Source organism: Escherichia marmotae (genome assembly GCF_002900365.1).
In the GTDB taxonomy this organism is placed as follows: Bacteria; Pseudomonadota; Gammaproteobacteria; order Enterobacterales; family Enterobacteriaceae; genus Escherichia; species Escherichia marmotae.
In genome coordinates this window covers 2640328-2665867 of the sequence record NZ_CP025979.1, presented here as the reverse complement: position 1 = coordinate 2665867, position 25540 = coordinate 2640328, and the positions used below count along the sequence as shown (strand labels likewise).

The window sequence follows — 25540 nt, the reverse complement described above, 5'->3', positions numbered from 1 at the left end:
ATCTTTACACTACGCCTGCACGCAGTAAATCATGCATATGTAACACACCGAGTAAATGGTCGCCATCGGCAACCATTACGGAGGTGATATGGCGGGACTGCATTAAGTTCAGTGCCTCAACGGCCAGAATGCCAGGGCGCACGCGGATTCCCCCCGGCGTCATCACATCGGCAATGCTTAATTGACGGACATCCACACCCATATCGAAGACACGGCGTAAATCACCGTCGGTAAAGATGCCTTCAATCATCATATTGTCATCGCAAATGACAGTCATACCAAGATTTTTGCGGGTAATTTCCAGTAATGCATCGCGCAGGCTGGCGGTTTTTTTGACATGCGGGATCTCATCACCCGTATGCATAATATCGCTTACGCGCAGCAGAAGTTTACGACCCAGTGCGCCGCCGGGATGTGAGAGCGCAAAATCTTCGGCGGTAAAGCCGCGCGCTTTTAACAGGGCGACGGCCAGAGCATCGCCCATCACCAGCGTGGCGGTGGTGCTGCTGGTCGGTGCCAGCCCCAACGGACAGGCTTCTTTCGCTACTTTAACACACAGATGCACGTCAGCGGCACGCGCCATGCTACTCTCCGGACGACCGGTAATGCAGATTAACGGCACGTGAAGACGCTTAAGCACCGGAATCAATGCTGCGATTTCACTGGATTCACCCGAATTAGAGATAGCAATCACCACGTCTTGTGGCGTAACCATGCCTAAATCGCCATGCGCGGCTTCGCCAGGATGGACGAAAAATGACGGAGTACCGGTGCTGGCAAAGGTGGCTGCCATTTTGCGCCCGATGTGTCCCGATTTGCCCATCCCCATAACTACGACTTTACCTTTACACCAAAACATCTTTTCACAAGCGAGTGTGAAATTCTGATTGATGTATTGATCAAGCTCCGCCAGGCATTCACGTTCAATCGCCAGGACTTCTTTACCTGCTTGCTGAAAGTCAAAACCCGGTTGCAACTCTACGTGCGACATAATGCGTTTCCAGTTATTCAACGAGTATTGGCGATAACCAGTACAACATCGCCAGCCATACGATAAATCCGCCTGTTAATAATACCCCTACGCCACGGCCAGGTTGAGGGGAGCGCCGCCAGCACAGCAACGCAAAAATAATGCTTACCAACAACATCACGCTGTAGTCACGGCTATACGCCAGTGGGTTAATCTCCCCTGGGGTAATCAGCGCCGGTAGACCCAGCACGATGACGATATTAAAAATATTCGCGCCGATGATATTACCGACGGCGATGTCGTTCTCACCTTTGCGTACACCGGCTATCGCGGTTGCCAGTTCTGGCAGACTCGTGCCGATAGCGATTGCCGTCAGACCAATAGTCAACTCGCTGATGGCAAAGTAATTTGCCAGCACGGTAGCGTTATCAATCACCATCCGCGTTGCTACTGGCATGATGATCAGTACAATGCCGAGCCATAAAAAAGCAACGGGTAAACCACCTTCACGCGGCAGTTCTGCAAGTTGCTCCCTGGTCAGGCTGTCAGTTCCCTGACGTTCAGCCTGATGTGCAAGTTTAACAATGAACAGCAGCCATAGCACAGCCAGAAAGAGGAGAAAGATACCATCGCTGCGGCTAAGTTGTCCGTCATAGAGTACGGAACCGGCTACAACGCTGACCAATAACATTAAGGGGAATTCACGGCGCAGAACATCAGAATGGACGGTAAAAGGGCGTACCAGCGCGGTCAGACCGAGGATCAGCAAGATATTGATAATGTTTGAGCCAAGCGCCGTACCGACAGCTAAATCTCGTTGTTCGTGCAGCGACGCGGCAAGTGAAACAATAATCTCTGGAAGTGACGTACCAATACTGACTACGGTCATACCAATGATCAGCGGTGGAATGCCAAAAGTGCGACAAAGAATGGAAGCGGCAAATACCAGTCGGTCGGCACTGTATACGACCAAAAGTAAACCAACAATTAACAGTGCCGTAGCTAAAAGCATCTAACGTCCTTTCTTCAGGTATACTCGCGCCGGTCCGCTGAAGATTTTCAGAAAGCCGTAATGGATTCTTAATTTTGACTTTATGCGGCTAAAAAGTAAAACAAATGCCAGCTTTCGCTAACCACGGCGGGTAATATTCTGTAAATATGTTGGGTTCAAGGTTAAATTGAGCGTCATGCTTAAAAAATCAACGCAAGACGAAGGGTGAATTATGGAGCAGTCTGTGGCGAATTTAGTCGATATGCGCGATGTCAGTTTTACGCGTGGCAATCGCTGCATCTTCGATAATATTTCCCTGACCGTGCCGCGAGGGAAGATCACGGCAATCATGGGGCCATCGGGCATCGGTAAAACGACGCTACTCCGACTGATTGGTGGGCAAATCGCACCTGATCACGGTGAGATCCTTTTTGATGGTGAGAATATTCCGGCGATGTCTCGTTCGCGCCTGTACACGGTGCGTAAACGCATGAGCATGTTGTTTCAGTCCGGGGCGTTGTTCACCGATATGAACGTATTTGACAACGTTGCCTATCCACTGCGCGAACACACCCAGCTCCCCGCACCATTGTTGCATAGTACGGTAATGATGAAGCTGGAAGCGGTGGGGCTGCGTGGAGCGGCTAAACTTATGCCTTCTGAACTTTCCGGCGGGATGGCTCGTCGCGCCGCACTGGCGCGCGCAATTGCCCTGGAGCCAGATCTCATCATGTTTGATGAACCGTTTGTTGGGCAAGATCCCATCACTATGGGCGTACTGGTGAAGCTGATTTCTGAGCTGAACAGCGCGCTGGGCGTCACCTGTGTGGTGGTTTCTCACGATGTGCCGGAAGTCTTAAGTATTGCGGATCACGCCTGGATTCTGGCGGACAAAAAGATTGTTGCTCACGGTAGCGCTCAGGCGTTGCAGGAGAATCCCGATCCGCGTGTCCGTCAGTTTCTGGACGGGATAGCTGACGGGCCTGTTCCGTTCCGCTATCCTGCCGGCGATTATCACGCTGATCTTTTACCAGGGAGTTAAGCCACTCATGCTGTTAAATGCGCTGGCGTCGCTTGGACATAAAGGGATTAAAACCCTGAGAACGTTCGGGCGGGCCGGGTTAATGTTATTCAATGCGCTGGTCGGCAAACCGGAATTTCGTAAACACGCGCCGCTGCTGGTGCGTCAGCTCTATAATGTCGGCGTCCTGTCGATGCTGATTATTGTGGTTTCTGGCGTATTCATCGGAATGGTGCTGGGTCTACAAGGTTATCTGGTTCTGACCACCTATAGTGCGGAAACCAGTCTGGGGATGCTGGTGGCGTTATCGCTGCTGCGTGAACTGGGGCCGGTGGTTGCCGCGTTGCTGTTTGCCGGACGCGCCGGTTCGGCGTTAACTGCTGAAATTGGTTTGATGCGCGCCACAGAACAACTCTCCAGTATGGAGATGATGGCGGTCGATCCGCTGCGTCGGGTTATTTCTCCACGTTTCTGGGCTGGGGTTATTTCATTGCCGTTGCTGACGATTATTTTCGTCGCCGTGGGGATCTGGGGCGGATCATTGGTCGGCGTTAGCTGGAAAGGTATTGATAGCGGATTCTTCTGGTCGGCAATGCAAAACGCCGTCGACTGGCGTATGGATTTGGTCAACTGTCTGATTAAGAGCGTGGTGTTCGCCATTACGGTGACGTGGATTTCGTTGTTTAACGGTTACGACGCTATCCCGACTTCTGCCGGGATTAGCCGGGCCACCACTCGCACCGTTGTCCACTCGTCTCTGGCTGTTCTGGGGCTGGATTTTGTGCTGACCGCATTGATGTTTGGGAATTGAGTTCATGCAAACGAAAAAAAATGAAATTTGGGTGGGAATCTTTTTATTAGCAGCACTGCTGGCGGCGCTGTTTGTTTGCCTGAAGGCGGCAAACGTGACGTCAATACGTACTGAACCAACCTACACGCTCTATGCGACGTTCGATAACATCGGCGGTCTGAAAGCGCGCTCTCCGGTTAGTATTGGTGGCGTTGTAGTCGGTCGGGTGGCAGATATTACGCTGGATCCAAAAACCTATTTGCCACGCGTGACGCTGGAAATTGAACAACGTTATAACCACATTCCTGACACCAGTTCGCTGAGCATTCGTACTTCCGGTCTGCTTGGGGAGCAATATCTGGCGTTAAACGTCGGTTTTGAAGATCCCGAACTGGGTACTGCTATCCTGAAGGATGGCGATACAATTCAGGACACCAAGTCTGCGATGGTGCTGGAAGATCTCATTGGTCAGTTCCTTTACGGTAGTAAAGGCGATGACAATAAGAATAGTGGCGATGCGCCAGCTACTGCGCCAGGTAATAATGAAACCACTGAACCTGTGGGTACAACGAAATAATTTCAGGAGAACCGACGCATGTTTAAACGTTTAATGATGGTCGCTTTGCTGGTGATTGCACCGTTGAGTGCGGCAACAGCGGCAGACCAGACCAATCCGTATAAGCTGATGGACGAGGCGGCGCAGAAAACGTTCGATCGCCTGAAGAATGAGCAACCGCAAATTCGGGCTAACCCGGATTATCTGCGTACTATTGTTGATCAGGAGCTACTGCCGTATGTGCAGGTGAAATACGCTGGTGCACTGGTGCTGGGTCAGTATTACAAGAGTGCTACCCCGGCCCAACGTGACGCGTACTTTGCCGCTTTCCGTGAGTACCTGAAGCAGGCTTACGGTCAGGCACTGGCGATGTATCACGGTCAGACTTACCAGATTGCGCCAGAACAGCCGCTGGGCGACAAAACCATTGTGCCTATTCGTGTCACCATTATTGACCCGAATGGCCGCCCGCCGGTACGTCTGGATTTCCAGTGGCGCAAAAATTCCCAAACTGGCAACTGGCAGGCTTACGACATGATTGCCGAAGGCGTCAGCATGATCACCACCAAACAAAACGAGTGGGGAACGCTGCTGCGTACCAAAGGTATCGACGGCCTGACTGCGCAACTGAAATCGATTTCTCAACAGAAAATCACTCTGGAAGAGAAAAAATAATGAGTGAGTCACTGAGCTGGGTGCAGACGGGTGACACTCTGGCATTAGCTGGAGAGTTGGATCAAGACGTACTGCTACCGCTTTGGGAAGTGCGTGAAGAAGCGATGAAGGGAATTACCTGCATCGATCTCAGTCGCGTGTCCCGCGTTGATACAGGTGGGTTGGCGTTGCTGCTCCACCTTATCAATCTGGCGAAAAAGCAGGGTCACAGCGTGACGCTTCAGGGGGTAAACGATAAAGTCTATACCCTGGCAAAGTTGTATAATTTGCCGTCTGATGTCCTGCCTCGTTAAATTTTTTCAGGCTGGATAAGGCGTTAACCGCCAGTCCAGCAAATCTGCCTGCAAGTTGAGCCTTGTTTGATACATCAGCAAGGCTTTTTGCTTATTTATGACTGCGCAACTTTGCTCTAAGATGTTTCGCTGGCTTATTAACTGATGAATGAAGATCCCATGGAAAATAATGAAATTCAGAGCGTGCTGATGAACGCTCTCTCCCTCCAGGAAGTCCACGTTTCCGGCGATGGCAGCCACTTTCAGGTTATTGCCGTGGGTGAGATGTTTGACGGCATGAGCCGGGTTAAAAAACAGCAGACGGTTTATGGTCCGCTGATGGAATATATTGCGGATAACCGCATTCATGCTGTGTCGATCAAAGCTTATACCCCTGCGGAGTGGGCGCGCGATCGCAAACTGAACGGCTTTTGAGCTATGGGCGATTTGCCGGTAGCAGATATGAATTGTTAACTGAGAACAAACTAAATGGATAAATTTCGTGTTCAGGGGCCAACAAAGCTCCAGGGCGAAGTCACAATTTCCGGCGCTAAAAATGCTGCTCTGCCTATCCTTTTTGCCGCGCTACTGGCGGAAGAGCCAGTAGAGATCCAGAACGTTCCGAAACTGAAAGACGTCGATACGTCAATGAAATTGCTGAGTCAGCTTGGTGCTAAAGTGGAACGTAATGGCTCTGTGCATATTGATGCCCGCGATGTAAATGTGTTCTGCGCGCCTTACGAGCTGGTGAAAACCATGCGCGCTTCTATTTGGGCGCTGGGGCCGCTGGTAGCGCGTTTCGGTCAGGGACAGGTTTCGCTGCCTGGCGGTTGTACAATTGGTGCGCGCCCGGTTGATTTACATATTTCCGGCCTTGAGCAATTAGGCGCGACCATCAAACTGGAAGAAGGTTACGTTAAGGCTTCCGTCGATGGCCGTCTGAAAGGCGCGCATATCGTGATGGATAAAGTCAGCGTTGGAGCAACAGTCACCATCATGTGTGCCGCAACTCTGGCAGAAGGCACTACCGTTATCGAAAACGCGGCGCGTGAACCGGAAATCGTCGATACCGCCAACTTCCTCATTACGCTGGGCGCGAAAATTAGCGGTCAGGGTACTGATCGAATAGTCATCGAAGGTGTGGAACGTTTAGGCGGTGGCGTCTACCGCGTGCTACCGGATCGTATTGAGACCGGCACGTTCCTGGTCGCTGCGGCGATCTCTCGCGGTAAAATTATCTGCCGTAACGCCCAGCCAGATACCCTCGATGCTGTGCTGGTGAAGTTGCGTGACGCCGGGGCGGATATTGAAGTGGGTGAGGACTGGATTAGCCTGGATATGCATGGCAAACGTCCGAAGGCTGTTAATGTGCGTACCGCGCCGCATCCGGCGTTTCCGACCGATATGCAGGCCCAGTTCACGTTGCTGAACCTGGTGGCAGAAGGGACTGGATTCATCACTGAAACTGTGTTTGAAAACCGCTTTATGCACGTGCCAGAACTGAGCCGTATGGGCGCGCATGCCGAGATTGAAAGCAATACCGTTATTTGTCACGGTGTCGAAAAACTTTCCGGCGCACAGGTTATGGCGACCGATCTGCGTGCTTCAGCAAGTCTGGTGCTGGCTGGTTGTATTGCAGAAGGAACTACGGTTGTTGATCGTATTTATCACATCGATCGCGGCTACGAACGCATTGAAGACAAACTGCGTGCCTTAGGTGCGAACATCGAGCGTGTGAAAGGCGAGTAATCGTCTGAAAGCTGGCAGCCCCGTTCGCGGGGCTACCGCCAGACAACTCATTTTTTCGGTTTGGTGTAGCTGCGCATTAACTGTGTTCTGTCGATAAACGCATGTGTCTGCGGATCGTGATAGCGTGATGGCCAGATTACCCAAGGTTCCGTTCCTAATGCTTTCGCAATAATCATCTCTCCCTTCGGCCAGGGACGTGATAATGCATTTGCCAGCGTCGAAGAACTTAAACCATTTCTGCGAGACTCCGCAGCCATTGATGTTCCTTTTTTCCGCAAACCAGCAATGATGTCGGCAGGATGCCAGTCAATGAAATTATTCTCCATCTTTCCTCACTCCTTAAGTTAGTCGCTTTCATTCAGAACATGCGTTCTGTCGAGCATCACTATACTCCTGATGGCGAATTGCTCTAAAAAGTTCATGTAAATAGCGTGAAGATTCAGAATATATAAAGAAAAATGGCCTGATTATTCAGAGAGTATTGCGCTGAATAAGTATTTTTATGGAGCTTACTGGAATTATCCCGCGCAATGCGCGGGATACAGGGAAGGGATTAGCGATCGCGTTGAACAGCGATGTGCGCGAGGCCGATTAATGCCTCTCGCCACGGAGTGTCCGGGAGTACCTGTAATGCTTCAATAGCTTTATCTGCTTCTTCCTCGGCACGCTGACGCGTCCATTCGAGAGAACCACAAGCGTTCATTGCTTCCAGAACAGGTTCCAGAAGATGACGCCCGTTGCCTTGCTCAATGGCGGTACGGATCATCTGCGCTTGTTCCGGTGTGCCATGATGCATTGCATGCAGCAGCGGTAACGTTGGTTTACCTTCGTTCAGATCGTCCCCGACGTTTTTACCCAACTGTTCACCGTCGGCATTGTAATCGAGCAAATCGTCGATTAGCTGGAAAGCGGTGCCGAGGTAGCGACCATAATCCTGCAGACCTTTTTCTTCTTCTGGCGTACAACCTGCCAGAATTCCGGAACACTGAGCAGCAGCCTCAAACAGGCGCGCGGTTTTGCTGTAAATAACGCGCATGTAGTTTTCTTCGGTGATGTCCGGGTCGTTAACGTTCATCAGTTGCAGCACTTCACCTTCTGCGATGACGTTTACCGCTTCGGACATCACTTCCAGCACTTTGAGCGAGCCGAGGCTGGTCATCATCTGGAAAGCGCGGGTATAAATAAAATCACCAACCAACACGCTGGCAGCATTGCCAAACGCGGCGTTGGCGGTAGCTTTACCCCTGCGCATATCTGATTCATCCACAACGTCGTCGTGTAGCAGGGTCGCCGTGTGGATAAACTCGATCAGGGCGGCGATAGTGACATGCGCATTCCCCTCATAGCCAACAGCTCGTGCAGCCAGTACAGCAATCATCGGGCGAATGCGTTTACCCCCGCCGCTGACGATGTAATAGCCTAACTGATTGATCAGTTGGACTTCGGAATTAAGCTGCTCGAGAATTGCCGCATTAACACTCGCCATATCTTGCGCGGTTAACTCATTGATTTTTTCTAAATTCATCGCAAAAGCCGGGCTTTTCGCCCCGATTACCTTACTGTGAAAAAAGGCAACTTAGGGTTTATGGTTAGGAATATAGGGTGATTGTACTGAAAAAATGGCACAGATAAACGTTACCGTACAAGTTGTGTTTTTTTTCTTCGTGTATTGACTGTAGCACTTGTCAAAGGCGTGCGTTTTGCGTAATATTCGCGCCCTATTGTGAATATTTATAGCGCGCTCTGAATCATTGAAAAGGTGTGCGCGGAAGCGGAGTTTTATATGTACGCGGTTTTCCAAAGTGGTGGTAAACAACACCGAGTAAGCGAAGGTCAGACCGTTCGCCTGGAAAAGCTGGACATCGCAACTGGCGAAACTGTTGAGTTCGCAGAAGTTCTGATGATCGCAAACGGTGAAGAAGTCAAAATCGGCGTTCCTTTCGTTGATGGCGGCGTAATCAAAGCTGAAGTTGTTGCTCACGGTCGTGGCGAGAAAGTTAAAATCGTTAAGTTTCGCCGTCGTAAACACTATCGTAAGCAGCAGGGTCATCGTCAGTGGTTCACTGATGTGAAAATTACTGGCATCAGCGCCTAAGACCTGAGGAGAGATTTCAAATGGCACATAAAAAGGCTGGCGGCTCCACACGTAACGGTCGCGATTCAGAAGCTAAACGCCTGGGCGTTAAGCGTTTCGGTGGCGAATCCGTTCTGGCGGGTAGCATCATCGTTCGTCAACGTGGTACTAAATTCCACGCGGGCACCAACGTAGGTTGCGGTCGTGACCACACTTTGTTTGCTAAAGCAGACGGTAAAGTGAAATTCGAAGTTAAAGGCCCGAAAAACCGTAAGTTTATCAGCATCGAAGCTGAATAAGTTTTTCGCGTCCCGGTAACGGATGAAAGCCCCGCAACGTGTTGCGGGGCTTTTTACATTCGACAACCGGTAAAAATGCGCATCGTGCGGCGTTAATCCGCAAATGCGTTTTGCAGGGAATACGGTATGAAGCAGCAGGCAGGCATTGGCATTCTTTTGGCGCTCACCACAGCAATTTGCTGGGGGGCGTTGCCAATCGCAATGAAGCAGGTGCTGGAGGTGATGGAACCTCCGACAATCGTGTTTTACCGTTTCTTGATGGCGAGTATTGGCCTTGGTGCCATTCTTGCAGTGAAGAAAAAGCTGCCGCCATTACGCGTGTTTCGTAAGCCACGTTGGTTGATATTACTGGCGGTGGCGACTGCCGGACTGTTTGGGAATTTCATCCTGTTCAGCTCATCCTTGCAATACTTGAGTCCTACCGCCTCGCAGGTGATAGGGCAACTCTCGCCGGTTGGCATGATGGTTGCCAGCGTATTTATCCTGAAAGAGAAAATGCGTAGCACTCAGGTAGTGGGAGCATTGATGCTTCTGAGTGGGCTGGTGATGTTCTTTAACACCAGTCTGGTTGAGATTTTTACAAAGCTCACCGATTACACCTGGGGTGTTATCTTTGGTGTCGGTGCTGCAACGGTCTGGGTGAGTTATGGCGTGGCGCAAAAGGTTTTATTGCGTCGGTTGGCATCACCGCAGATCCTGTTTTTGCTGTACACTTTATGTACAGTGGCGCTCTTCCCACTGGCGAAACCAGGGGTAATAGCGCAGCTTAGCAACTGGCAACTCGCATGTTTAATTTTTTGCGGGCTGAATACGTTGGTAGGATATGGCGCCCTGGCGGAAGCGATGGCACGCTGGCAGGCAGCGCAGGTGAGCGCGATCATCACGCTTACTCCACTGTTTACGCTGTTTTTTTCAGATCTTTTATCACTGGCCTGGCCCGATTTCTTCGCCAGACCGATGTTAAACCTTTTAGGTTATCTCGGTGCGTTTGTCGTGGTTGCGGGCGCGATGTATTCCGCCATTGGTCATCGTATTTGGGGCGGATTACGTAAGCATACAACGGTGGTATCGCAACCCCGCGCAGGCGAATGATTTACGGAGAATAAAATGAAGTTTGTTGATGAAGCATCGATTCTGGTCGTTGCAGGTGATGGCGGCAATGGTTGTGTGAGCTTCCGCCGCGAAAAATATATTCCGAAAGGCGGCCCGGATGGCGGCGATGGTGGTGACGGCGGCGACGTATGGATGGAAGCCGACGAGAACCTGAACACGCTTATCGATTACCGTTTTGAAAAATCTTTCCGTGCAGAGCGTGGCCAGAACGGTGCAAGCCGCGACTGTACCGGTAAGCGTGGTAAAGACGTGACGATTAAAGTGCCAGTAGGTACGCGTGTTATCGATCAGGGCACTGGTGAAACCATGGGCGATATGACCAAACACGGTCAGCGTCTGCTGGTTGCTAAGGGCGGCTGGCACGGCCTGGGCAACACCCGCTTCAAATCATCGGTTAACCGTACTCCCCGGCAGAAAACCAACGGTACGCCAGGTGATAAGCGTGAGCTGCTGCTGGAGCTGATGCTGCTGGCTGATGTCGGGATGCTGGGGATGCCAAACGCTGGTAAATCGACCTTTATCCGCGCAGTATCTGCGGCTAAACCGAAAGTGGCGGACTATCCGTTTACCACTCTGGTGCCAAGCCTTGGCGTGGTTCGTATGGACAATGAGAAGAGCTTCGTTGTTGCTGATATTCCGGGGCTGATTGAAGGTGCTGCTGAAGGTGCAGGTCTGGGGATCCGCTTCCTGAAGCATCTGGAACGTTGCCGCGTATTGCTGCACCTTATCGATATCGATCCGATTGACGGCACCGATCCGGTTGAGAACGCGCGTATTATTATTAGCGAGCTGGAAAAATACAGCCAGGATCTGGCGGCGAAACCACGCTGGTTAGTCTTCAACAAGATTGACCTGCTGGATAAAGCGGAAGCCGAAGAGAAAGCGAAAGCCATCGCTGAGGCGCTGGGTTGGGAAGATAAATATTATCTGATCTCTGCAGCGAGCGGGCTGGGCGTGAAAGACCTCTGCTGGGATGTGATGACCTTTATCATCGAAAACCCAGTGGTGCAGGCCGAAGAAGCGAAACAGCCAGAGAAAGTCGAATTCATGTGGGATGATTATCACCGTCAGCAGCTTGAAGAGATTGCTGAAGAGGATGATGAAGACTGGGATGACGACTGGGACGAAGACGACGAAGAGGGCGTTGAGTTCATTTACAAGCGTTAATCAGCAAAACCCCGGCACTGCGCCGGGGTTTCTTTTGTGTGCCGGGCATGTTCAGCAGCTCGGGGGTGAAAGTCCCCTGTCCAGCCTGATGGTGGCGAAGGACTAGCGAAGCGCAAGGGCGTCGTCGTGAGGCGGGGTCTGAAGGAAGCGTGAAGCAAATCCATGACCTGACGAACAGAAATCCGATACGAGGCCTACCCGGTTGGCGGAGCAAGCAAAGAATTGCGAAGGCCATAACCATCAAGAACCGGGGTGGTAAATCGGACAGGTGTGTGGTGAAGGCGGCTGAACTTACCCCGGGAGGCCTGTCCGTCGTTCTGTATCCAGAACTGAGCGTACCGTAAGGGGCGCTGACCGGCGGACAGGAGTCAGCAGAGGGCATAGTAGGGCATGACACCCGAAGGCCCGAACGGTAATGAGTGACGAGTATCAACGGAGGTTCTGAACGGTCATGCAGCAGAAAACGCATCGCGACCCTGAGGCCGGGGAACGGGGTGAAGCCCCGAACGCCGCCCTTCCGGGGGCTGAAACCGTGCAGGCACCGACGAACAGAGAAAGTCCGTCGTCAACAGTGTGGCTGATGGAAGCCATTTGTGAACCAGTCAATCTCAGGCAAGCCCTGAAAAGAGTTAAAGCCAACAAAGGTGCAGCGGGAGTCGATGGTATGCGCGTAAGCGAACTGCCGGACTACCTGAGGCACCACTGGCCAGAGCTGAAAGCGCAACTGCTGTCCGGCAGATACCGCCCATCTCCTGTGAGAAGAGTGTCCATACCGAAGCCCGGCGGCGGCGAACGTCTGCTGGGCATCCCGACGGTGGTGGATCGCTTCATCCAGCAGGCGATGATGCAGGTATTGCAGGCACAGTGGGATAGCTCGTTCAGCGACAACAGCTACGGGTTCCGTCCCGGTCGTTCGGCCCACCAGGCAGTGATACAAGCCCGGGAACATATCGGGGCCGGGTATCACTGGGTGGTCGACCTCGATCTGGAGAAGTTCTTCGACCGGGTAAATCACGATGTGCTGATGAGCCGGATAGAGAAACGAGTATCGGATAAACGGGTGTTGTCACTTATCCGCAGGTTCCTGAATGCAGGGGTGATGGACGCAGGTCTGGTAAGGCCGGTGACAGAAGGAACGCCGCAGGGCGGCCCACTGTCGCCGCTGCTATCGAACCTGCTGCTTGACGACCTCGACAAGGAACTGGAGAAACGTGGTCTGAAGTTCGTGCGGTACGCAGACGACTGTAATGTCTACGTGAAAAGCGAACGGGCAGGCAACCGGATCATGGCGGGGTTGACGCACTGGCTGAGCCATAAACTGAAGCTGAAGGTCAACGCGAAGAAGAGTGCTGTAGCACGCCCTGAAACGCGCAAGTTCCTTGGATACAGCTTCATAAGGGGGCGGAAGGTATGGTGCGTGGTATCGCCGGAGTCGATAAAACGGTTCAAAATGCGGATAAGAGCACTGACCGGACGCAACACAGGGAGAAGCCTTGAACAGCTAACTCAGCCGCTAAGACGATATCTGACGGGCTGGAAAAGTTACTACGGGCTGAACCAGAGGCCATCGCTGATGCGAGAGCTGAACGGATGGATAAGGCGCAGGCTGCGAAGCATACTCTGGAAACAGTGGAAAACGGGCCGCAACCGCTTCAGGGAGTTGCGCAGTCGAGGCGTAAGCAAGGACCTTGCGGCGCAAACAGCAGGAAGCTGCCATAAAGAGTGGCGGATAAGCTGTAGTCCGGCACTGAATATAGCACTCCCCAATAAGCTGTTCTCCAGACTGGGCCTGCCAGAAGTATAGGCAGGCGACGATCAACATAACCGAACCGCCGTATACGGCCCCGTACGTACGGTGGTGTGGGAGGAAGCTGATCGTGAGATCAGCTCCTATCCCGATTAACTAATTGTTCTGATAAATATCTTTGTACAAGCGGCTTTCAAAGCGCACCAACGGAATGCGGCGATTACGTTGATCCGCCGGTTCTACCGCATAGCCAGAAAGATATTGTACAAATGCCATCCGTTGCCCACTTGCCGTGGTAATGAATCCCGCCAGGTTATACACGCCTTGTAACGATCCTGTTTTTGCCGAAACTTTGCCATCTACCCCCGCCTGATGCAGACCGGCACGGTACTGTAACGAGCCGTCATAGCCTGCCAGCGGCAGCATGGAGATAAAGTTAAGCTCGTTATCATGCTGGGCAATGTATTGTAGCACTTGCATCATGGTGGCTGGCGCAATCAGGTTATGTCGTGAAAGCCCTGAACCATCGGCAATAATGGTGTTGCCAATATCGACACCGGCTTGCTGACGCAGGATCTGGCGCACGGCATCGGAGCCGGCTCGCCATGTACCAGGCACATTAAAGCGCGCATGACCAATCATTCGAAAGACGGTATCTGCGATCATGTTGTCCGATTTTTTCAGCATAATCTTAAGCAGATCATGCAAAGGGGCCGACTGTTTGCTGGCGACCACCGTTCCCGGCTCATTAACCTGTGTCTGGCGCAGCAGTGTGCCGGTATAGGTGATGCCTGCCTGTTTAAGCTCATCTTTCAGAATCGCCCCAGCATAGCTGGCACCATCCTGTACGGCAAAGGCCAATGGAAGAGGCTCAGAACGTTGTGGCAGGCATCCAGTTAGCGTAAAGCGGTTAAGGTCACCAGGCACGACATCCAGCTCGCAATATTGCGCTTCGGCAGAACCACGGGGGAGGGTGCGTACCTGACTGAACATCGTAACGGGGTAATAAGATGCCACGCGAATAAAAGCCATATCACCGGGCTTTTGTGCGCTGTAGAGCGAGACAGAGAAGCAATTGCGGTCAACGATAGCGGCGGCTGGCGGAGCGCTAAAGCATTGTGTCATGTCGTTCCAAGGCCAGCCGGGAGCCTTATCGTGACTGGCAAAAATGGAGGTATCTATAAGCACGTTGCCATTGATTTGCGTGATGCCAGATTTTTTCAGGGTTGCTACCATATTGCGAATATCCTGACGTTTTAGCGTCGGATCGGCACCAAATCGCGCCACTAAGTCGCCTTTAAGCACACCATTTTCCACATTACCTTTGGTTTCCAACGTGGTGGTAAAACGAAAGTCGGGGCCGAGTTGAATCAATGCCGCCAGCGCAGTGATGACTTTTTGCGTACTGGCGGGTAGCGCCATCTGCTGACTGTGGTAATCAATAGTGGGGGCAGACGCGCCGACTTTTTGCACCATCAGGGCAAGGTTGGCACCTGCGGGGAGTTGAGTAATGTACTCATCAACATTCGCGGCCTGAACACTGAACGCTATACCGCTGGTCAATCCGATGATAAATCTGGAAAATCGCATAATCTCGCGCTAACAACCTGGAATCGAGCCGTCATACTACGGCGCAACACCCTATAAAGTAAACGATGACCCTTCGGGAACTTCAGGGTAAAATGACCATCAAAATGTGAATTGTAGCTGACCTGGGACCTGTTTCCGGGTCGGTATTTTTTTGCTTCTGGCCCTGGTGAGGAGTTATGCCGGGCTGACCGAACAGCCGGGGTGGGTGGAGACTCGCCCCATCAGGAATATTCAAGAGGTATAACAAATGCAAGCTATTCCGATGACCTTACGCGGCGCTGAAAAATTACGCGAAGAGCTGGATTTTCTGAAATCTGTGCGCCGTCCTGAAATCATTGCTGCTATTGCTGAAGCGCGTGAACATGGCGATCTGAAAGAGAACGCCGAATACCACGCAGCTCGTGAGCAGCAGGGCTTCTGCGAAGGCCGTATTAAAGATATCGAAGCCAAGCTGTCGAACGCTCAGGTAATCGATGTCACCAAAATGCCGAACAATGGTCGCGTTATTTTTGGTGCTACCGTAACGGTGTTGAATCTGGATTCTGATGAAGAGCAGACTTATCGCATCGTAGGTGATGACGAAGCTGACTTTAAACAAAACCTGATTTCTGTAAACTCGCCTATCGCTCGTGGCTTGATCGGCAAAGAAGAAGATGATGTTGTGGTCATCAAAACGCCGGGCGGTGAAGTAGAATTTGAAGTAATTAAGGTGGAATACCTGTAAGAATTACCCAATACTCAAAATGTTGATGTATTGTAAAGAAAGGAAAAAGGCCGCTATGCGGCCTTTTATCAACGAACAGAGCGTGGCATTTTGCTCTCCTGCCTGCGGAAAATCCCTCGTTTTACACAGAAAATGTGTGTAACTTTAGGATAATCTTAGCGTGGCAGCGAGATTTTACGTTCTTTAGTTGGGCGATAAAGCACCAGCGTTTTACCGATGACCTGTACATTACAGGCGCCGGTTTCGCGCACGATAGCTTCCACGATCAAGGTTTTAGTTTCGCGATCTTCTGTTGCGATTTTCACCTTGATGAGTTCATGGTGCTCTAGCGCTTGTTCAATCTCGGCCAGCACCCCTTCGGTCAAACCATTACTGCCAAGCAGAACAACTGGCTTGAGCGGATGTGCCAGACCTTTCAGGTGCTGTTTTTGTTTAGTACTCAGATTCATCGTATTTTTTTGCTTACGTTGGGATTGAAAACGGGTCATTCTACCGCCATCTCCCATATATCACCAAATAGGCGCGTAAAAATTTACGCAATTGGTTACGATGAGTTATCCCAATGGGAAAGTTAAATGACAGGTAAGAAGCGTTCTGCCAGTTCCAGCCGCTGGCTTCAGGAACACTTTAGCGATAAATATGTTCAACAGGCACAGAAAAAGGGGTTACGTTCCCGTGCCTGGTTTAAACTTGATGAAATACAGCAAAGTGACAAACTCTTTAAACCGGGAATGACGGTAGTCGACCTTGGCGCCGCGCCGGGTGGTTGGTCACAATATGTAGTCACCCAAATTGGCGGCAAAGGCCGTATCATCGCTTGCGATCTTTTACCTATGGATCCTATCGTTGGTGTGGACTTTCTTCAGGGCGATTTTCGTGATGAACTGGTCATGAAGGCTCTGCTGGAGCGTGTAGGCGACAGCAAAGTCCAGGTTGTCATGTCAGATATGGCACCAAACATGAGCGGAACACCGGCGGTGGATATCCCCCGTGCCATGTATCTGGTGGAACTGGCGCTAGAAATGTGTCGTGATGTGTTAGCGCCGGGTGGCAGTTTTGTAGTGAAGGTGTTCCAGGGCGAAGGTTTCGATGAGTATCTAAGGGAAATTCGCTCCCTGTTTACGAAGGTTAAAGTTCGTAAGCCGGACTCTTCTCGTGCACGTTCGCGGGAAGTGTATATTGTAGCGACCGGGCGTAAACCCTAACCGGGAGATTTCAGACGAAAGTTTGAAAGATGCTGGATATAGAGTATCCTGACGCTGTTTTTAACACAGTTGTAATAAGAGGTTAATCCCTTGAGTGACATGGCGAAAAACCTAATACTCTGGCTGGTCATTGCCGTTGTGCTGATGTCAGTATTCCAGAGCTTTGGGCCCAGCGAGTCTAATGGCCGTAAGGTGGATTACTCTACCTTCCTACAAGAGGTCAATAACGACCAGGTTCGTGAAGCGCGTATCAACGGACGTGAAATCAACGTTACCAAGAAAGATAGTAACCGTTATACCACTTACATTCCGGTTCAGGATCCAAAACTACTGGATAACCTGTTGACCAAGAACGTCAAGGTTGTCGGTGAACCGCCTGAAGAGCCAAGCCTGCTGGCTTCTATCTTCATCTCCTGGTTCCCGATGCTGTTGCTGATTGGTGTCTGGATCTTCTTCATGCGTCAAATGCAGAGCGGCGGTGGCAAAGGTGCTATGTCGTTCGGTAAGAGCAAAGCACGTATGTTGACGGAAGATCAGATCAAAACGACCTTTGCTGACGTTGCTGGTTGCGACGAAGCAAAAGAAGAAGTTGCTGAGCTGGTTGAGTATCTGCGTGAGCCGAGCCGCTTCCAGAAACTGGGCGGTAAGATCCCGAAAGGGGTTCTGATGGTTGGTCCTCCGGGTACTGGTAAAACGTTGCTGGCGAAAGCCATTGCAGGCGAAGCGAAAGTTCCGTTCTTTACCATTTCTGGTTCTGACTTCGTTGAAATGTTCGTTGGTGTTGGTGCATCTCGTGTACGTGACATGTTCGAACAGGCGAAGAAAGCGGCTCCGTGTATCATCTTTATTGATGAAATCGATGCCGTAGGCCGCCAGCGTGGCGCGGGGCTGGGTGGTGGTCACGATGAACGTGAACAGACACTTAACCAGATGCTGGTTGAGATGGACGGCTTCGAAGGTAACGAAGGTATCATCGTGATCGCTGCGACTAACCGCCCGGACGTTCTCGACCCGGCGCTGCTGCGTCCTGGTCGTTTCGACCGTCAGGTTGTGGTTGGTTTGCCAGATGTTCGTGGTCGTGAGCAGATCCTGAAAGTTCACATGCGTCGCGTACCGCTGGCACCAGATGTTGATGCGGCAATTATCGCCCGTGGTACACCGGGCTTCTCTGGCGCAGATCTGGCTAACCTGGTGAACGAAGCAGCACTGTTCGCTGCACGTGGCAATAAACGTGTTGTTTCGATGGTTGAGTTCGAGAAAGCGAAAGACAAAATCATGATGGGCGCGGAACGTCGCTCCATGGTGATGACGGAAGCGCAGAAAGAGTCCACCGCGTATCACGAAGCAGGCCATGCGATTATCGGTCGCTTGGTGCCGGAACACGATCCGGTACACAAAGTAACGATTATCCCGCGCGGTCGTGCGTTGGGTGTGACCTTCTTCCTGCCTGAAGGCGATGCTATCAGTGCCAGCCGTCAGAAACTGGAAAGCCAGATCAGTACCCTGTACGGCGGTCGTCTGGCAGAAGAGATCATCTACGGACCGGAACATGTTTCTACCGGGGCGTCCAACGACATTAAAGTTGCGACCAACCTGGCGCGTAACATGGTGACCCAGTGGGGCTTCTCTGAGAAACTCGGTCCGCTACTGTATGCGGAAGAAGAAGGTGAAGTTTTCCTCGGTCGTAGCGTGGCCAAAGCTAAACATATGTCCGATGAAACTGCGCGTATCATCGACCAGGAAGTGAAGTCACTGATTGAACGTAACTACAATCGTGCGCGTCAGTTGTTGAACGACAACCTGGATATCCTGCATGCGATGAAAGATGCACTCATGAAATATGAGACCATCGACGCACCGCAGATTGATGACCTGATGGCGCGTCGCGATGTACGTCCGCCTGCAGGTTGGGAAGAGTCGGGAGCATCTAACAATTCTGACAATAATGGCACTCCAAAGGCACCGCGTCCGGTTGATGAACCACGCACGCCAAATCCGGGTAATACCATGTCAGAGCAGTTAGGCGACAAGTAAGTTCCCGCATCAGATGACTGTATTTGTACCGAAAACCCCGGGGCGTGCTCCGGGGTTTTTTCTTATCAATTTATACCAGGGATAACACCATGAAACTCTTTGCCCAGGGCTCTTCACTGGATCTTAGCCATCCTCACGTAATGGGGATCCTCAACGTTACGCCAGATTCTTTCTCTGATGGCGGTACGCATAACTCACTGACTGATGCAGTGAAACATGCGAACCTGATGATCAACGCTGGCGCGACGATCATTGACGTTGGTGGAGAGTCCACGCGTCCAGGGGCAGCGGAAGTGAGTGTTGAAGAAGAGTTGCAGCGTGTTATTCCGGTGGTTGAGGCAATTGCGCAACGATTCGAAGTTTGGATCTCGGTCGATACTTCTAAACCGGAAGTCATCCGGGAATCGGCAAGAGTGGGCGCTCACATCATTAACGATATCCGATCCCTTTCCGAGCCAGGTGCTCTGGAAGCGGCTGCGGAAACCGGTTTACCCGTATGTCTGATGCATATGCAGGGAAATCCAAAGACCATGCAGGAAGCACCGAAATATGATGATGTCTTTGCTGAAGTGAATCGCTACTTTATTGAGCAAATAGCACGTTGTGAACAGGCGGGTATCGCAAAAGAGAAATTGTTGCTCGACCCCGGATTCGGTTTCGGTAAAAATCTCTCCCATAACTATTCATTACTGGCGCGTCTGGCTGAATTTCATCATTTCAATCTGCCGCTGTTGGTGGGTATGTCACGAAAATCGATGATTGGACAGCTACTGAATGTTGGGCCGTCTGAGCGTCTGAGCGGCAGTCTGGCTTGTGCGGTAATTGCCGCAATGCAGGGCGCGCACATTATTCGTGTTCATGACGTCAAAGAAACCGTAGAAGTGATGCGGGTGGTGGAAGCCACTCTGTCTGCAAAGGAAAATAAACGCTATGAGTAATCGTAAATATTTCGGGACCGATGGGATTCGTGGTCGTGTTGGGGATGCGCCGATCACACCTGATTTTGTGCTTAAACTGGGCTGGGCTGCGGGTAAAGTACTGGCGCGGCACGGCTCCCGGAAGATCATTATCGGCAAAGATACCCGTATTTCTGGCTATATGTTGGAGTCGGCGCTGGAAGCCGGCCTAGCGGCAGCGGGCCTTTCCGCGCTCTTCACCGGCCCGATGCCAACACCGGCGGTGGCTTATCTGACACGCACCTTTCGTGCAGAGGCCGGGATTGTGATTTCTGCATCGCATAACCCGTTCTACGATAATGGTATTAAATTCTTTTCCATCGACGGCACTAAACTGCCAGATGCAGTCGAAGAAGCCATCGAAGCTGAAATGGAAAAAGAGATTAGCTGCGTTGATTCGGCAGAACTGGGTAAAGCCAGCCGTATTGTTGATGCTGCGGGTCGCTATATCGAATTTTGCAAAGCCACGTTCCCGAACGAACTTAGCCTCAGTGAACTGAAGATTGTGGTGGATTGCGCAAATGGTGCAACCTATCACATCGCTCCAAATGTACTGCGCGAGCTGGGAGCGAACGTAATCGCCATCGGTTGTGAGCCGAATGGTGTAAACATCAATGCCGAAGTGGGGGCAACTGATGTTCGTGCATTACAGGCGCGTGTACTGGCTGAAAAAGCGGATCTCGGCATTGCCTTTGACGGCGACGGCGACCGCGTCATCATGGTTGACCATGAAGGCAATAAAGTCGATGGCGATCAGATCATGTATATCATCGCGCGTGAAGGTCTTCGTCAGGGGCAGTTGCGTGGTGGCGTAGTGGGCACATTAATGAGCAATATGGGGCTGGAATTGGCGCTGAAACAGCTAGGTATTCCATTTGCTCGCGCAAAAGTGGGCGACCGCTATGTACTGGAAAAAATGCAGGAGAAAGGCTGGCGCATCGGCGCGGAGAACTCCGGTCATGTGATTCTGCTGGATAAAACCACCACCGGTGACGGCATCGTTGCCGGTTTGCAGGTACTGGCGGCGATGGCGCGCAACCACATGAGTCTGCACGACCTTTGCAGTGGCATGAAAATGTTCCCGCAGATTCTGGTTAACGTGCGTTATACCGCAGGCAGCGGCGATCCGCTTGAGCATGAATCAGTTAAAGCCGTGACAGCGGAAGTTGAAGCGGCGCTGGGTAGCCGTGGACGCGTGCTGCTGCGTAAATCTGGCACCGAGCCGTTGATTCGCGTGATGGTCGAAGGTGAAGACGAAGCACAGGTGACTGAATTTGCCCACCGTATCGCTGATGCGGTAAAAGCGGTTTAATGCGATTGCTAACTGGCTAAAAAGGCGGCGATTGTCGCCTTTGTTCTACTTATGTACATCGGTTTTGCTGTTTTTTTCCGCAGTTGATACAATGCAATAAAATTGCCCTTGCGAAGGTCATTCGCTTTGGTTAGTATTCACACCCGCTTCAGTGGGAAAGATTAAATTATCCCGCTTTATTGGTTGAAGCATTGGTACGCGGCAACTCCGCAAGGAACAGGTTGATTATGTACGAAGCTCTTTTAGTAGTTTTCCTTATTGTAGCAATTGGCCTTGTTGGTCTGATCATGCTGCAGCAAGGTAAAGGCGCTGATATGGGAGCCTCCTTCGGAGCAGGCGCTTCCGCTACGCTGTTTGGTTCAAGTGGTTCTGGTAACTTCATGACCCGTATGACGGCTGTGCTGGCAACGTTGTTCTTCATCATCAGTCTGGTGTTGGGTAACATCAACAGTAATAAAACCAATAAAGGTAGCGAATGGGAAAATCTGAGTGCTCCGGCGAAAACCGAACAGACTCAGCCCGCTGCTCCGGCTAAGCCGACCAGCGATATCCCGAACTAAGAGTAGTATCTGTGCTGAGGTGGTGGAATTGGTAGACACGCTACCTTGAGGTGGTAGTGCCCTAACGGGCTTGTGGGTTCGAGTCCCATCCTCAGTACCAATATTCCGAAAGAAAGACGCTGAAAAGCGTCTTTTTTCGTTTTTATAAGTTAAACATTCTGGTAGCTATTTCCCCACCCGTAAGTCTGTTTCATCCAGTTTGAAATCTGTAATTTCTAACTTTTGCATTATTAACGGAAGCACCTGGTGAATTATTCTCATACCAGTAAGGATCTCGTTCATGTATATATCAGGATGAATGCGAGATTTATTGAAATCGAAACTTTCGGCTTCTGCTGCAACGCTAAGTTGGTCAGCAGTGTTATAAACCATATCCAGAAGTTCGGCTCTTAACGGGATTCCCGCCCTGAATGCCATCATCTTGAGTTGATTCAACCAATTTTCGTAGTCTTTTTGAACTTTATAACGAAACTGTTTAATGTTTGACGCAATCGGAGTATCAATTTCAATTTTGCATGCGGCAAGTGATATCAATGAACTCTGAATATTGATGGCTTCGCTGGAATAGACATCTAAATCATCATCCTGAACTAACTCATCAACATATGCTATGTAGAATCCATAAACGTCATTCAGAGCATGGTAAATGTCATTGATTACGGAACAATGAGCGTTGTTCTCTATGACCTCCCAAAAAGCCTCTTTATGATCAGCATTTTTGCCGTCAATATTAAGTTCTTTGGGAAAGGAAAGAGGTGAAGGAAAACCTATGCGGTTCAATACATCTATTGTTTCTTCAACCAAAAAGCCATCTTCGTCAGTAATAGGTCGTGTTATATAACCCGTTTCAGAGCCTTCCATAGCTTGTTGAGCAAGAAAATGGATAAGTCGATCCCATTTCTCAGCATTCTCGACTGAGCCCGCCCATTCAACTAGTTGAGGAGAGTAATGCCCTATTTGTGTAATATCTCTGAATTTTTTTCCATGTCAGTAGACATATGTTCCCCTTTTTTCCACTTGCTAATTTGTGTTGAGGAAACACCTAACTGGTTTGCTAAATCTTTTTGGGTACATTTCAGAGTATGTACTGCGAGGCGTACAAAATATTCACCATTCATTGGTCATTCCTTTTACTGAGCATGAAAGAATAAAGTAAAAATAGAATGGACTGATATTTACTTTATTTAATTTGAATTTTACTTTAACTCCGAAACCGGACATGTGAATCCCAAGCGTGGCCACATTCTCTTAGCCGTAAAAAAAGGCCGCAATGGCGGCCTTTAGCACGAACTCTCTGAAATTACTGACCTTTGTTTTCCAGATTCTCAACCTGCGGCACGCCAGAAGCGGCAGAAGAGGAGAGCAGGCCAGTTTTGGCATAACCGAAAAGTTTCTCGCGGGTGTCAGTGATATCCAGGTTACGCATGGTCAGTTGACCAATACGATCGTCTGGTGAGAACACTGAGTCACCTTTTTCCATTGTCAGACGCTCTGGCTTATAAGTCAGGTTGTCAGAGACAGTATTGAGGATGGAGTAGTCGTTACCGCGACGCAGTTCCAGGGTAACTTCACCTGTAATCTGGCTGGCAACCCAGCGTTGCAGGGAGTCTCGTAGCATCAGCGCCTGAGAGTCGAACCAACGTCCCTGATACAGCAGACGTCCCAACTGGCGACCATGCGCGTGATATTGCTCAATGGTATCTTCGTTGTGAATACCGGTCAGCAGACGTTCATAAGCGATATGCAGCAGAGCCATCCCCGGAGCTTCGTAGATACCACGGCTTTTCGCTTCGATGATACGGTTTTCGATCTGGTCGCTCATGCCCAGGCCGTGACGGCCACCAATGCGGTTGGCTTCAAGCATCATTTCTACATCGTCGCTAAAGGTTTTACCGTTTAGCGCTACCGGATGCCCCAGCTCAAAACGTACCGTGACTTCTTCTGCCGGGATCTTCACGCTCTCGTCCCAGAATTTCACACCCATAATCGGGTTGACGATTTTGACGCTGGAGTTGAGGTATTCCAGATCTTTCGCTTCGTGCGTCGCGCCGAGCATGTTGGAGTCTGTGGAGTAGGCTTTTTCAACCGACATTTTGTAGTCGAAACCGCAGGCAATCATAAATTCAGACATTTCATGACGACCGCCTAACTCATCAATAAAGTCAGTATCAAGCCACGGTTTGTAAATCTGCAATTCGGCGTTGGTAAGCAGGCCGTAACGATAGAAACGTTCGATATCGTTTCCTTTATAGGTGCTGCCATCACCCCAGATGTTAACGCCATCTTCTTTCATCGCAGCAACCAGCATGGTGCCGGTTACGGCGCGGCCCAGTGGCGTGGTGTTAAAATAGGTCAGACCGCCGGTGGTGTTATGGAAAGCACCACACTGAATAGCGGCAATACCTTCAGCCACCAGTTGTTTGCGGCAGTCGATCAGACGAGCATTCTCCGCGCCGTATTCCATGGCTCGACGAGGGATCGCATCATAATCCTCTTCGTCTGGCTGGCCCAAATTTGCAGTATATGCATAAGGGACAGCTCCCTTTTGTCGCATCCACAGCAGTGCGGCACTGGTGTCCAGACCGCCAGAAAAAGCGATACCAATACGTTGACCTACCGGGAGATGCTTGAGAATCGTCGTCATAAAATAACACCCTGCTTGATTAACTAATGATGAGCCTGTATTTCTGCTCTAACTGAATTTTTATGCAAAATAAATGAGTTTTCATTTAATCATCTTTTATCTGAGACAGGAAGAGTTTAGTGTGTTTTTTGTAAAATAATGCGCTTAAGAGAGGTAAGGAGAGGATGAAAGTATTCAACAAATGAAAGTGAACAGGATATCCATTCACATGATTAGCAATAAATGTTGACAAAATGTGGCGTGGATCACTATAATGGCCGCAGATTTTACGTCCCGTCTCGGTACACCAAATCCCAGCAGTATTTGCATTTTTTACTCAAAACAAGTAGAATTTGCCACGTTTCAGGCGCGGGGTGGAGCAGCCTGGTAGCTCGTCGGGCTCATAACCCGAAGGTCGTCGGTTCAAATCCGGCCCCCGCAACCACTTTCCCTTAGAGTTCTTTTTCAAATATACTGTGAAGACTTCGGCCTTCGTAGTGGGATTTGAAAAAATCCTTCTGGAAAGTGCTCCAGACCGCATTTGCGGTTATAGGGTTCAGTTATATAAAGCCCCGATTTATCGGGGTTTTTTGTTATCTGACTACAGAATAACTGGGCTTTAGGCCCTTTTTTTATGTCTTGGGGGTGGGCTTGTCCACATTAGAGCAAAAATTAACAGAGATGATTACTGCGCCAGTTGAGGCCCTGGGTTTTGAACTGGTTGGCATCGAGTTTATTCGCGGTCGCACATCCACACTGCGCATCTATATTGATAGTGAAGATGGCATCAATGTTGATGATTGTGCTGATGTGAGCCACCAGGTAAGTGCTGTGTTGGATGTTGAAGATCCCATCACCGTTGCTTATAACCTGGAAGTCTCCTCACCGGGTCTCGATCGCCCACTGTTCACGGCTGAACACTACGCCCGTTTTGTCGGAGAAGAGGTCACTCTGGTACTCCGTATGGCGGTACAAAACCGTCGTAAATGGCAGGGCGTTATCAAAGCGGTAGACGGTGAAATGATCACAGTTACCGTCGAAGGTAAAGATGAAGTGTTCGCGCTGAGTAATATCCAGAAGGCGAACCTGGTTCCCCACTTTTAATAGTCTGG

Annotated in this window: 26 protein-coding genes, 2 tRNA genes and 1 pseudogene; 21 read left to right on the top strand and 8 right to left on the bottom strand. The window is 50.6% G+C overall.

Features of this window, described 5'->3' with window-relative positions; translation table 11 throughout:
• Positions 1 to 4: 4 nt before the first annotated feature.
• Together kdsD and C1192_RS13730 are read right to left on the bottom strand one after the other, a co-directional pair.
• On the bottom strand, positions 5 to 991 hold the full coding sequence (kdsD, locus tag C1192_RS13735; protein ID WP_001517166.1) for an arabinose-5-phosphate isomerase KdsD: 987 nt from the start codon (positions 989 to 991) through the stop codon (positions 5 to 7).
• Between the two features lie 13 nt (positions 992 to 1004).
• Complete coding sequence (locus tag C1192_RS13730) at positions 1005 to 1982, bottom strand: calcium/sodium antiporter (RefSeq protein ID WP_038354547.1); 978 nt, start codon at positions 1980 to 1982, stop codon at positions 1005 to 1007.
• 211 nt (positions 1983 to 2193) lie between these two features.
• On the opposite strand from C1192_RS13730, the gene mlaF reads away from it, so the two are divergent.
• The 7 genes from mlaF to murA all read left to right on the top strand — a co-directional run bounded on the left by mlaF (position 2194) and on the right by murA (position 7024).
• Positions 2194 to 3003 carry a phospholipid ABC transporter ATP-binding protein MlaF gene (mlaF, locus tag C1192_RS13725; RefSeq protein ID WP_000438247.1) on the top strand — a complete coding sequence of 270 codons (810 nt, stop codon included), beginning with the start codon at positions 2194 to 2196 and terminating at the stop codon, positions 3001 to 3003.
• 7 nt (positions 3004 to 3010) lie between these two features.
• The gene (gene mlaE, locus C1192_RS13720) at positions 3011 to 3793 is read left to right on the top strand and encodes a lipid asymmetry maintenance ABC transporter permease subunit MlaE (RefSeq protein ID WP_000925792.1); all 783 of its coding nucleotides are present in this window, start codon (positions 3011 to 3013) and stop codon (positions 3791 to 3793) included.
• 4 nt (positions 3794 to 3797) lie between these two features.
• Complete coding sequence (mlaD, locus tag C1192_RS13715) at positions 3798 to 4349, top strand: outer membrane lipid asymmetry maintenance protein MlaD (protein WP_001517165.1); 552 nt, start codon at positions 3798 to 3800, stop codon at positions 4347 to 4349.
• Between the two features lie 18 nt (positions 4350 to 4367).
• The gene (gene mlaC, locus C1192_RS13710; RefSeq protein WP_000476484.1) at positions 4368 to 5003 is read left to right on the top strand and encodes a phospholipid-binding protein MlaC; all 636 of its coding nucleotides are present in this window, start codon (positions 4368 to 4370) and stop codon (positions 5001 to 5003) included.
• Positions 5003 to 5296, top strand: a complete 294-nt coding sequence (gene mlaB, locus C1192_RS13705; RefSeq protein WP_000004490.1) for a lipid asymmetry maintenance protein MlaB — start codon at positions 5003 to 5005, stop codon at positions 5294 to 5296. The genes mlaC and mlaB overlap by 1 nt, the downstream gene beginning before the upstream one ends.
• 159 nt (positions 5297 to 5455) lie before the next feature.
• Positions 5456 to 5710 carry a BolA family iron metabolism protein IbaG gene (ibaG, locus tag C1192_RS13700; protein WP_010379217.1) on the top strand — a complete coding sequence of 85 codons (255 nt, stop codon included), beginning with the start codon at positions 5456 to 5458 and terminating at the stop codon, positions 5708 to 5710.
• A 54-nt stretch (positions 5711 to 5764) separates the two neighbouring features.
• On the top strand, positions 5765 to 7024 hold the full coding sequence (murA, locus tag C1192_RS13695) for a UDP-N-acetylglucosamine 1-carboxyvinyltransferase (RefSeq protein ID WP_038354546.1): 1260 nt from the start codon (positions 5765 to 5767) through the stop codon (positions 7022 to 7024).
• 47 nt (positions 7025 to 7071) lie between these two features.
• Here the strand turns inward: murA and sfsB are convergent, their stop codons facing one another.
• A complete protein-coding gene (gene sfsB / locus C1192_RS13690; protein WP_000429729.1) occupies positions 7072 to 7350 on the bottom strand; it encodes a DNA-binding transcriptional regulator SfsB in 279 nt (92 codons plus the stop codon).
• Between the two features lie 227 nt (positions 7351 to 7577).
• On the bottom strand, positions 7578 to 8549 hold the full coding sequence (gene ispB / locus C1192_RS13685) for an octaprenyl diphosphate synthase (protein ID WP_038354545.1): 972 nt from the start codon (positions 8547 to 8549) through the stop codon (positions 7578 to 7580).
• 258 nt (positions 8550 to 8807) lie between these two features.
• On the opposite strand from ispB, the gene rplU reads away from it, so the two are divergent.
• The 5 genes from rplU (at position 8808) to ltrA (ending at position 13481) form a co-directional block, all read left to right on the top strand.
• The gene (rplU, locus tag C1192_RS13680) at positions 8808 to 9119 is read left to right on the top strand and encodes a 50S ribosomal protein L21 (RefSeq protein WP_000271401.1); all 312 of its coding nucleotides are present in this window, start codon (positions 8808 to 8810) and stop codon (positions 9117 to 9119) included.
• 20 nt (positions 9120 to 9139) lie between these two features.
• The gene (gene rpmA / locus C1192_RS13675) at positions 9140 to 9397 is read left to right on the top strand and encodes a 50S ribosomal protein L27 (protein WP_000940596.1); all 258 of its coding nucleotides are present in this window, start codon (positions 9140 to 9142) and stop codon (positions 9395 to 9397) included.
• Between the two features lie 126 nt (positions 9398 to 9523).
• Positions 9524 to 10489 carry a DMT family transporter gene (locus C1192_RS13670; protein ID WP_038354544.1) on the top strand — a complete coding sequence of 322 codons (966 nt, stop codon included), beginning with the start codon at positions 9524 to 9526 and terminating at the stop codon, positions 10487 to 10489.
• A gap of 15 nt (positions 10490 to 10504) precedes the next feature.
• On the top strand, positions 10505 to 11677 hold the full coding sequence (gene cgtA, locus C1192_RS13665; RefSeq protein ID WP_000673561.1) for an Obg family GTPase CgtA: 1173 nt from the start codon (positions 10505 to 10507) through the stop codon (positions 11675 to 11677).
• Between the two features lie 451 nt (positions 11678 to 12128).
• Entirely contained in the window at positions 12129 to 13481 is a 1353-nt protein-coding gene (gene ltrA / locus C1192_RS13660; RefSeq protein ID WP_103194782.1) for a group II intron reverse transcriptase/maturase, read from the top strand.
• Between the two features lie 99 nt (positions 13482 to 13580).
• Here the strand turns inward: ltrA and dacB are convergent, their stop codons facing one another.
• Positions 13581 to 15014: a serine-type D-Ala-D-Ala carboxypeptidase gene (gene dacB, locus C1192_RS13655; protein WP_038355867.1), complete on the bottom strand. Its 1434-nt coding sequence runs from the start codon at positions 15012 to 15014 to the stop codon at positions 13581 to 13583.
• Between the two features lie 247 nt (positions 15015 to 15261).
• On the opposite strand from dacB, the gene greA reads away from it, so the two are divergent.
• On the top strand, positions 15262 to 15738 hold the full coding sequence (gene greA / locus C1192_RS13650; RefSeq protein WP_001148001.1) for a transcription elongation factor GreA: 477 nt from the start codon (positions 15262 to 15264) through the stop codon (positions 15736 to 15738).
• Between the two features lie 155 nt (positions 15739 to 15893).
• Here the strand turns inward: greA and yhbY are convergent, their stop codons facing one another.
• Positions 15894 to 16187 carry a ribosome assembly RNA-binding protein YhbY gene (gene yhbY, locus C1192_RS13645; RefSeq protein ID WP_001054420.1) on the bottom strand — a complete coding sequence of 98 codons (294 nt, stop codon included), beginning with the start codon at positions 16185 to 16187 and terminating at the stop codon, positions 15894 to 15896.
• 126 nt (positions 16188 to 16313) lie between these two features.
• Between yhbY and rlmE the strand changes: the two genes are divergently transcribed.
• From rlmE to C1192_RS13615, 6 genes are all read left to right on the top strand, one after another.
• A complete protein-coding gene (rlmE, locus tag C1192_RS13640; RefSeq protein WP_000145975.1) occupies positions 16314 to 16943 on the top strand; it encodes a 23S rRNA (uridine(2552)-2'-O)-methyltransferase RlmE in 630 nt (209 codons plus the stop codon).
• A gap of 99 nt (positions 16944 to 17042) precedes the next feature.
• Positions 17043 to 18977 carry an ATP-dependent zinc metalloprotease FtsH gene (ftsH, locus tag C1192_RS13635; RefSeq protein WP_038355868.1) on the top strand — a complete coding sequence of 645 codons (1935 nt, stop codon included), beginning with the start codon at positions 17043 to 17045 and terminating at the stop codon, positions 18975 to 18977.
• Between the two features lie 89 nt (positions 18978 to 19066).
• The gene (gene folP, locus C1192_RS13630) at positions 19067 to 19915 is read left to right on the top strand and encodes a dihydropteroate synthase (RefSeq protein WP_038355869.1); all 849 of its coding nucleotides are present in this window, start codon (positions 19067 to 19069) and stop codon (positions 19913 to 19915) included.
• Positions 19908 to 21245 carry a phosphoglucosamine mutase gene (gene glmM / locus C1192_RS13625; RefSeq protein ID WP_000071146.1) on the top strand — a complete coding sequence of 446 codons (1338 nt, stop codon included), beginning with the start codon at positions 19908 to 19910 and terminating at the stop codon, positions 21243 to 21245. The genes folP and glmM overlap by 8 nt, the downstream gene beginning before the upstream one ends.
• Before the next feature lie 227 nt (positions 21246 to 21472).
• Positions 21473 to 21805, top strand: a complete 333-nt coding sequence (secG, locus tag C1192_RS13620) for a preprotein translocase subunit SecG (protein ID WP_001517162.1) — start codon at positions 21473 to 21475, stop codon at positions 21803 to 21805.
• 13 nt (positions 21806 to 21818) lie between these two features.
• Positions 21819 to 21905 (top strand) — tRNA-Leu (locus C1192_RS13615).
• A 65-nt stretch (positions 21906 to 21970) separates the two neighbouring features.
• Here C1192_RS13615 and C1192_RS13610 read toward each other — a convergent pair.
• Positions 21971 to 22923: pseudogene (locus C1192_RS13610) on the bottom strand (helix-turn-helix domain-containing protein).
• A gap of 182 nt (positions 22924 to 23105) precedes the next feature.
• Positions 23106 to 24449 (bottom strand): argininosuccinate synthase, encoded by a 1344-nt coding sequence (argG, locus tag C1192_RS13600; RefSeq protein WP_001517161.1) that lies wholly within the window; start codon positions 24447 to 24449, stop codon positions 23106 to 23108.
• Positions 24450 to 24796: 347 nt separating this feature from the next.
• Between argG and C1192_RS13595 the strand changes: the two genes are divergently transcribed.
• Positions 24797 to 24873 (top strand) — tRNA-Met (locus C1192_RS13595).
• Between the two features lie 206 nt (positions 24874 to 25079).
• Positions 25080 to 25532, top strand: a complete 453-nt coding sequence (gene rimP / locus C1192_RS13590) for a ribosome maturation factor RimP (RefSeq protein WP_001300397.1) — start codon at positions 25080 to 25082, stop codon at positions 25530 to 25532.
• Positions 25533 to 25540 lie beyond the last annotated feature (8 nt).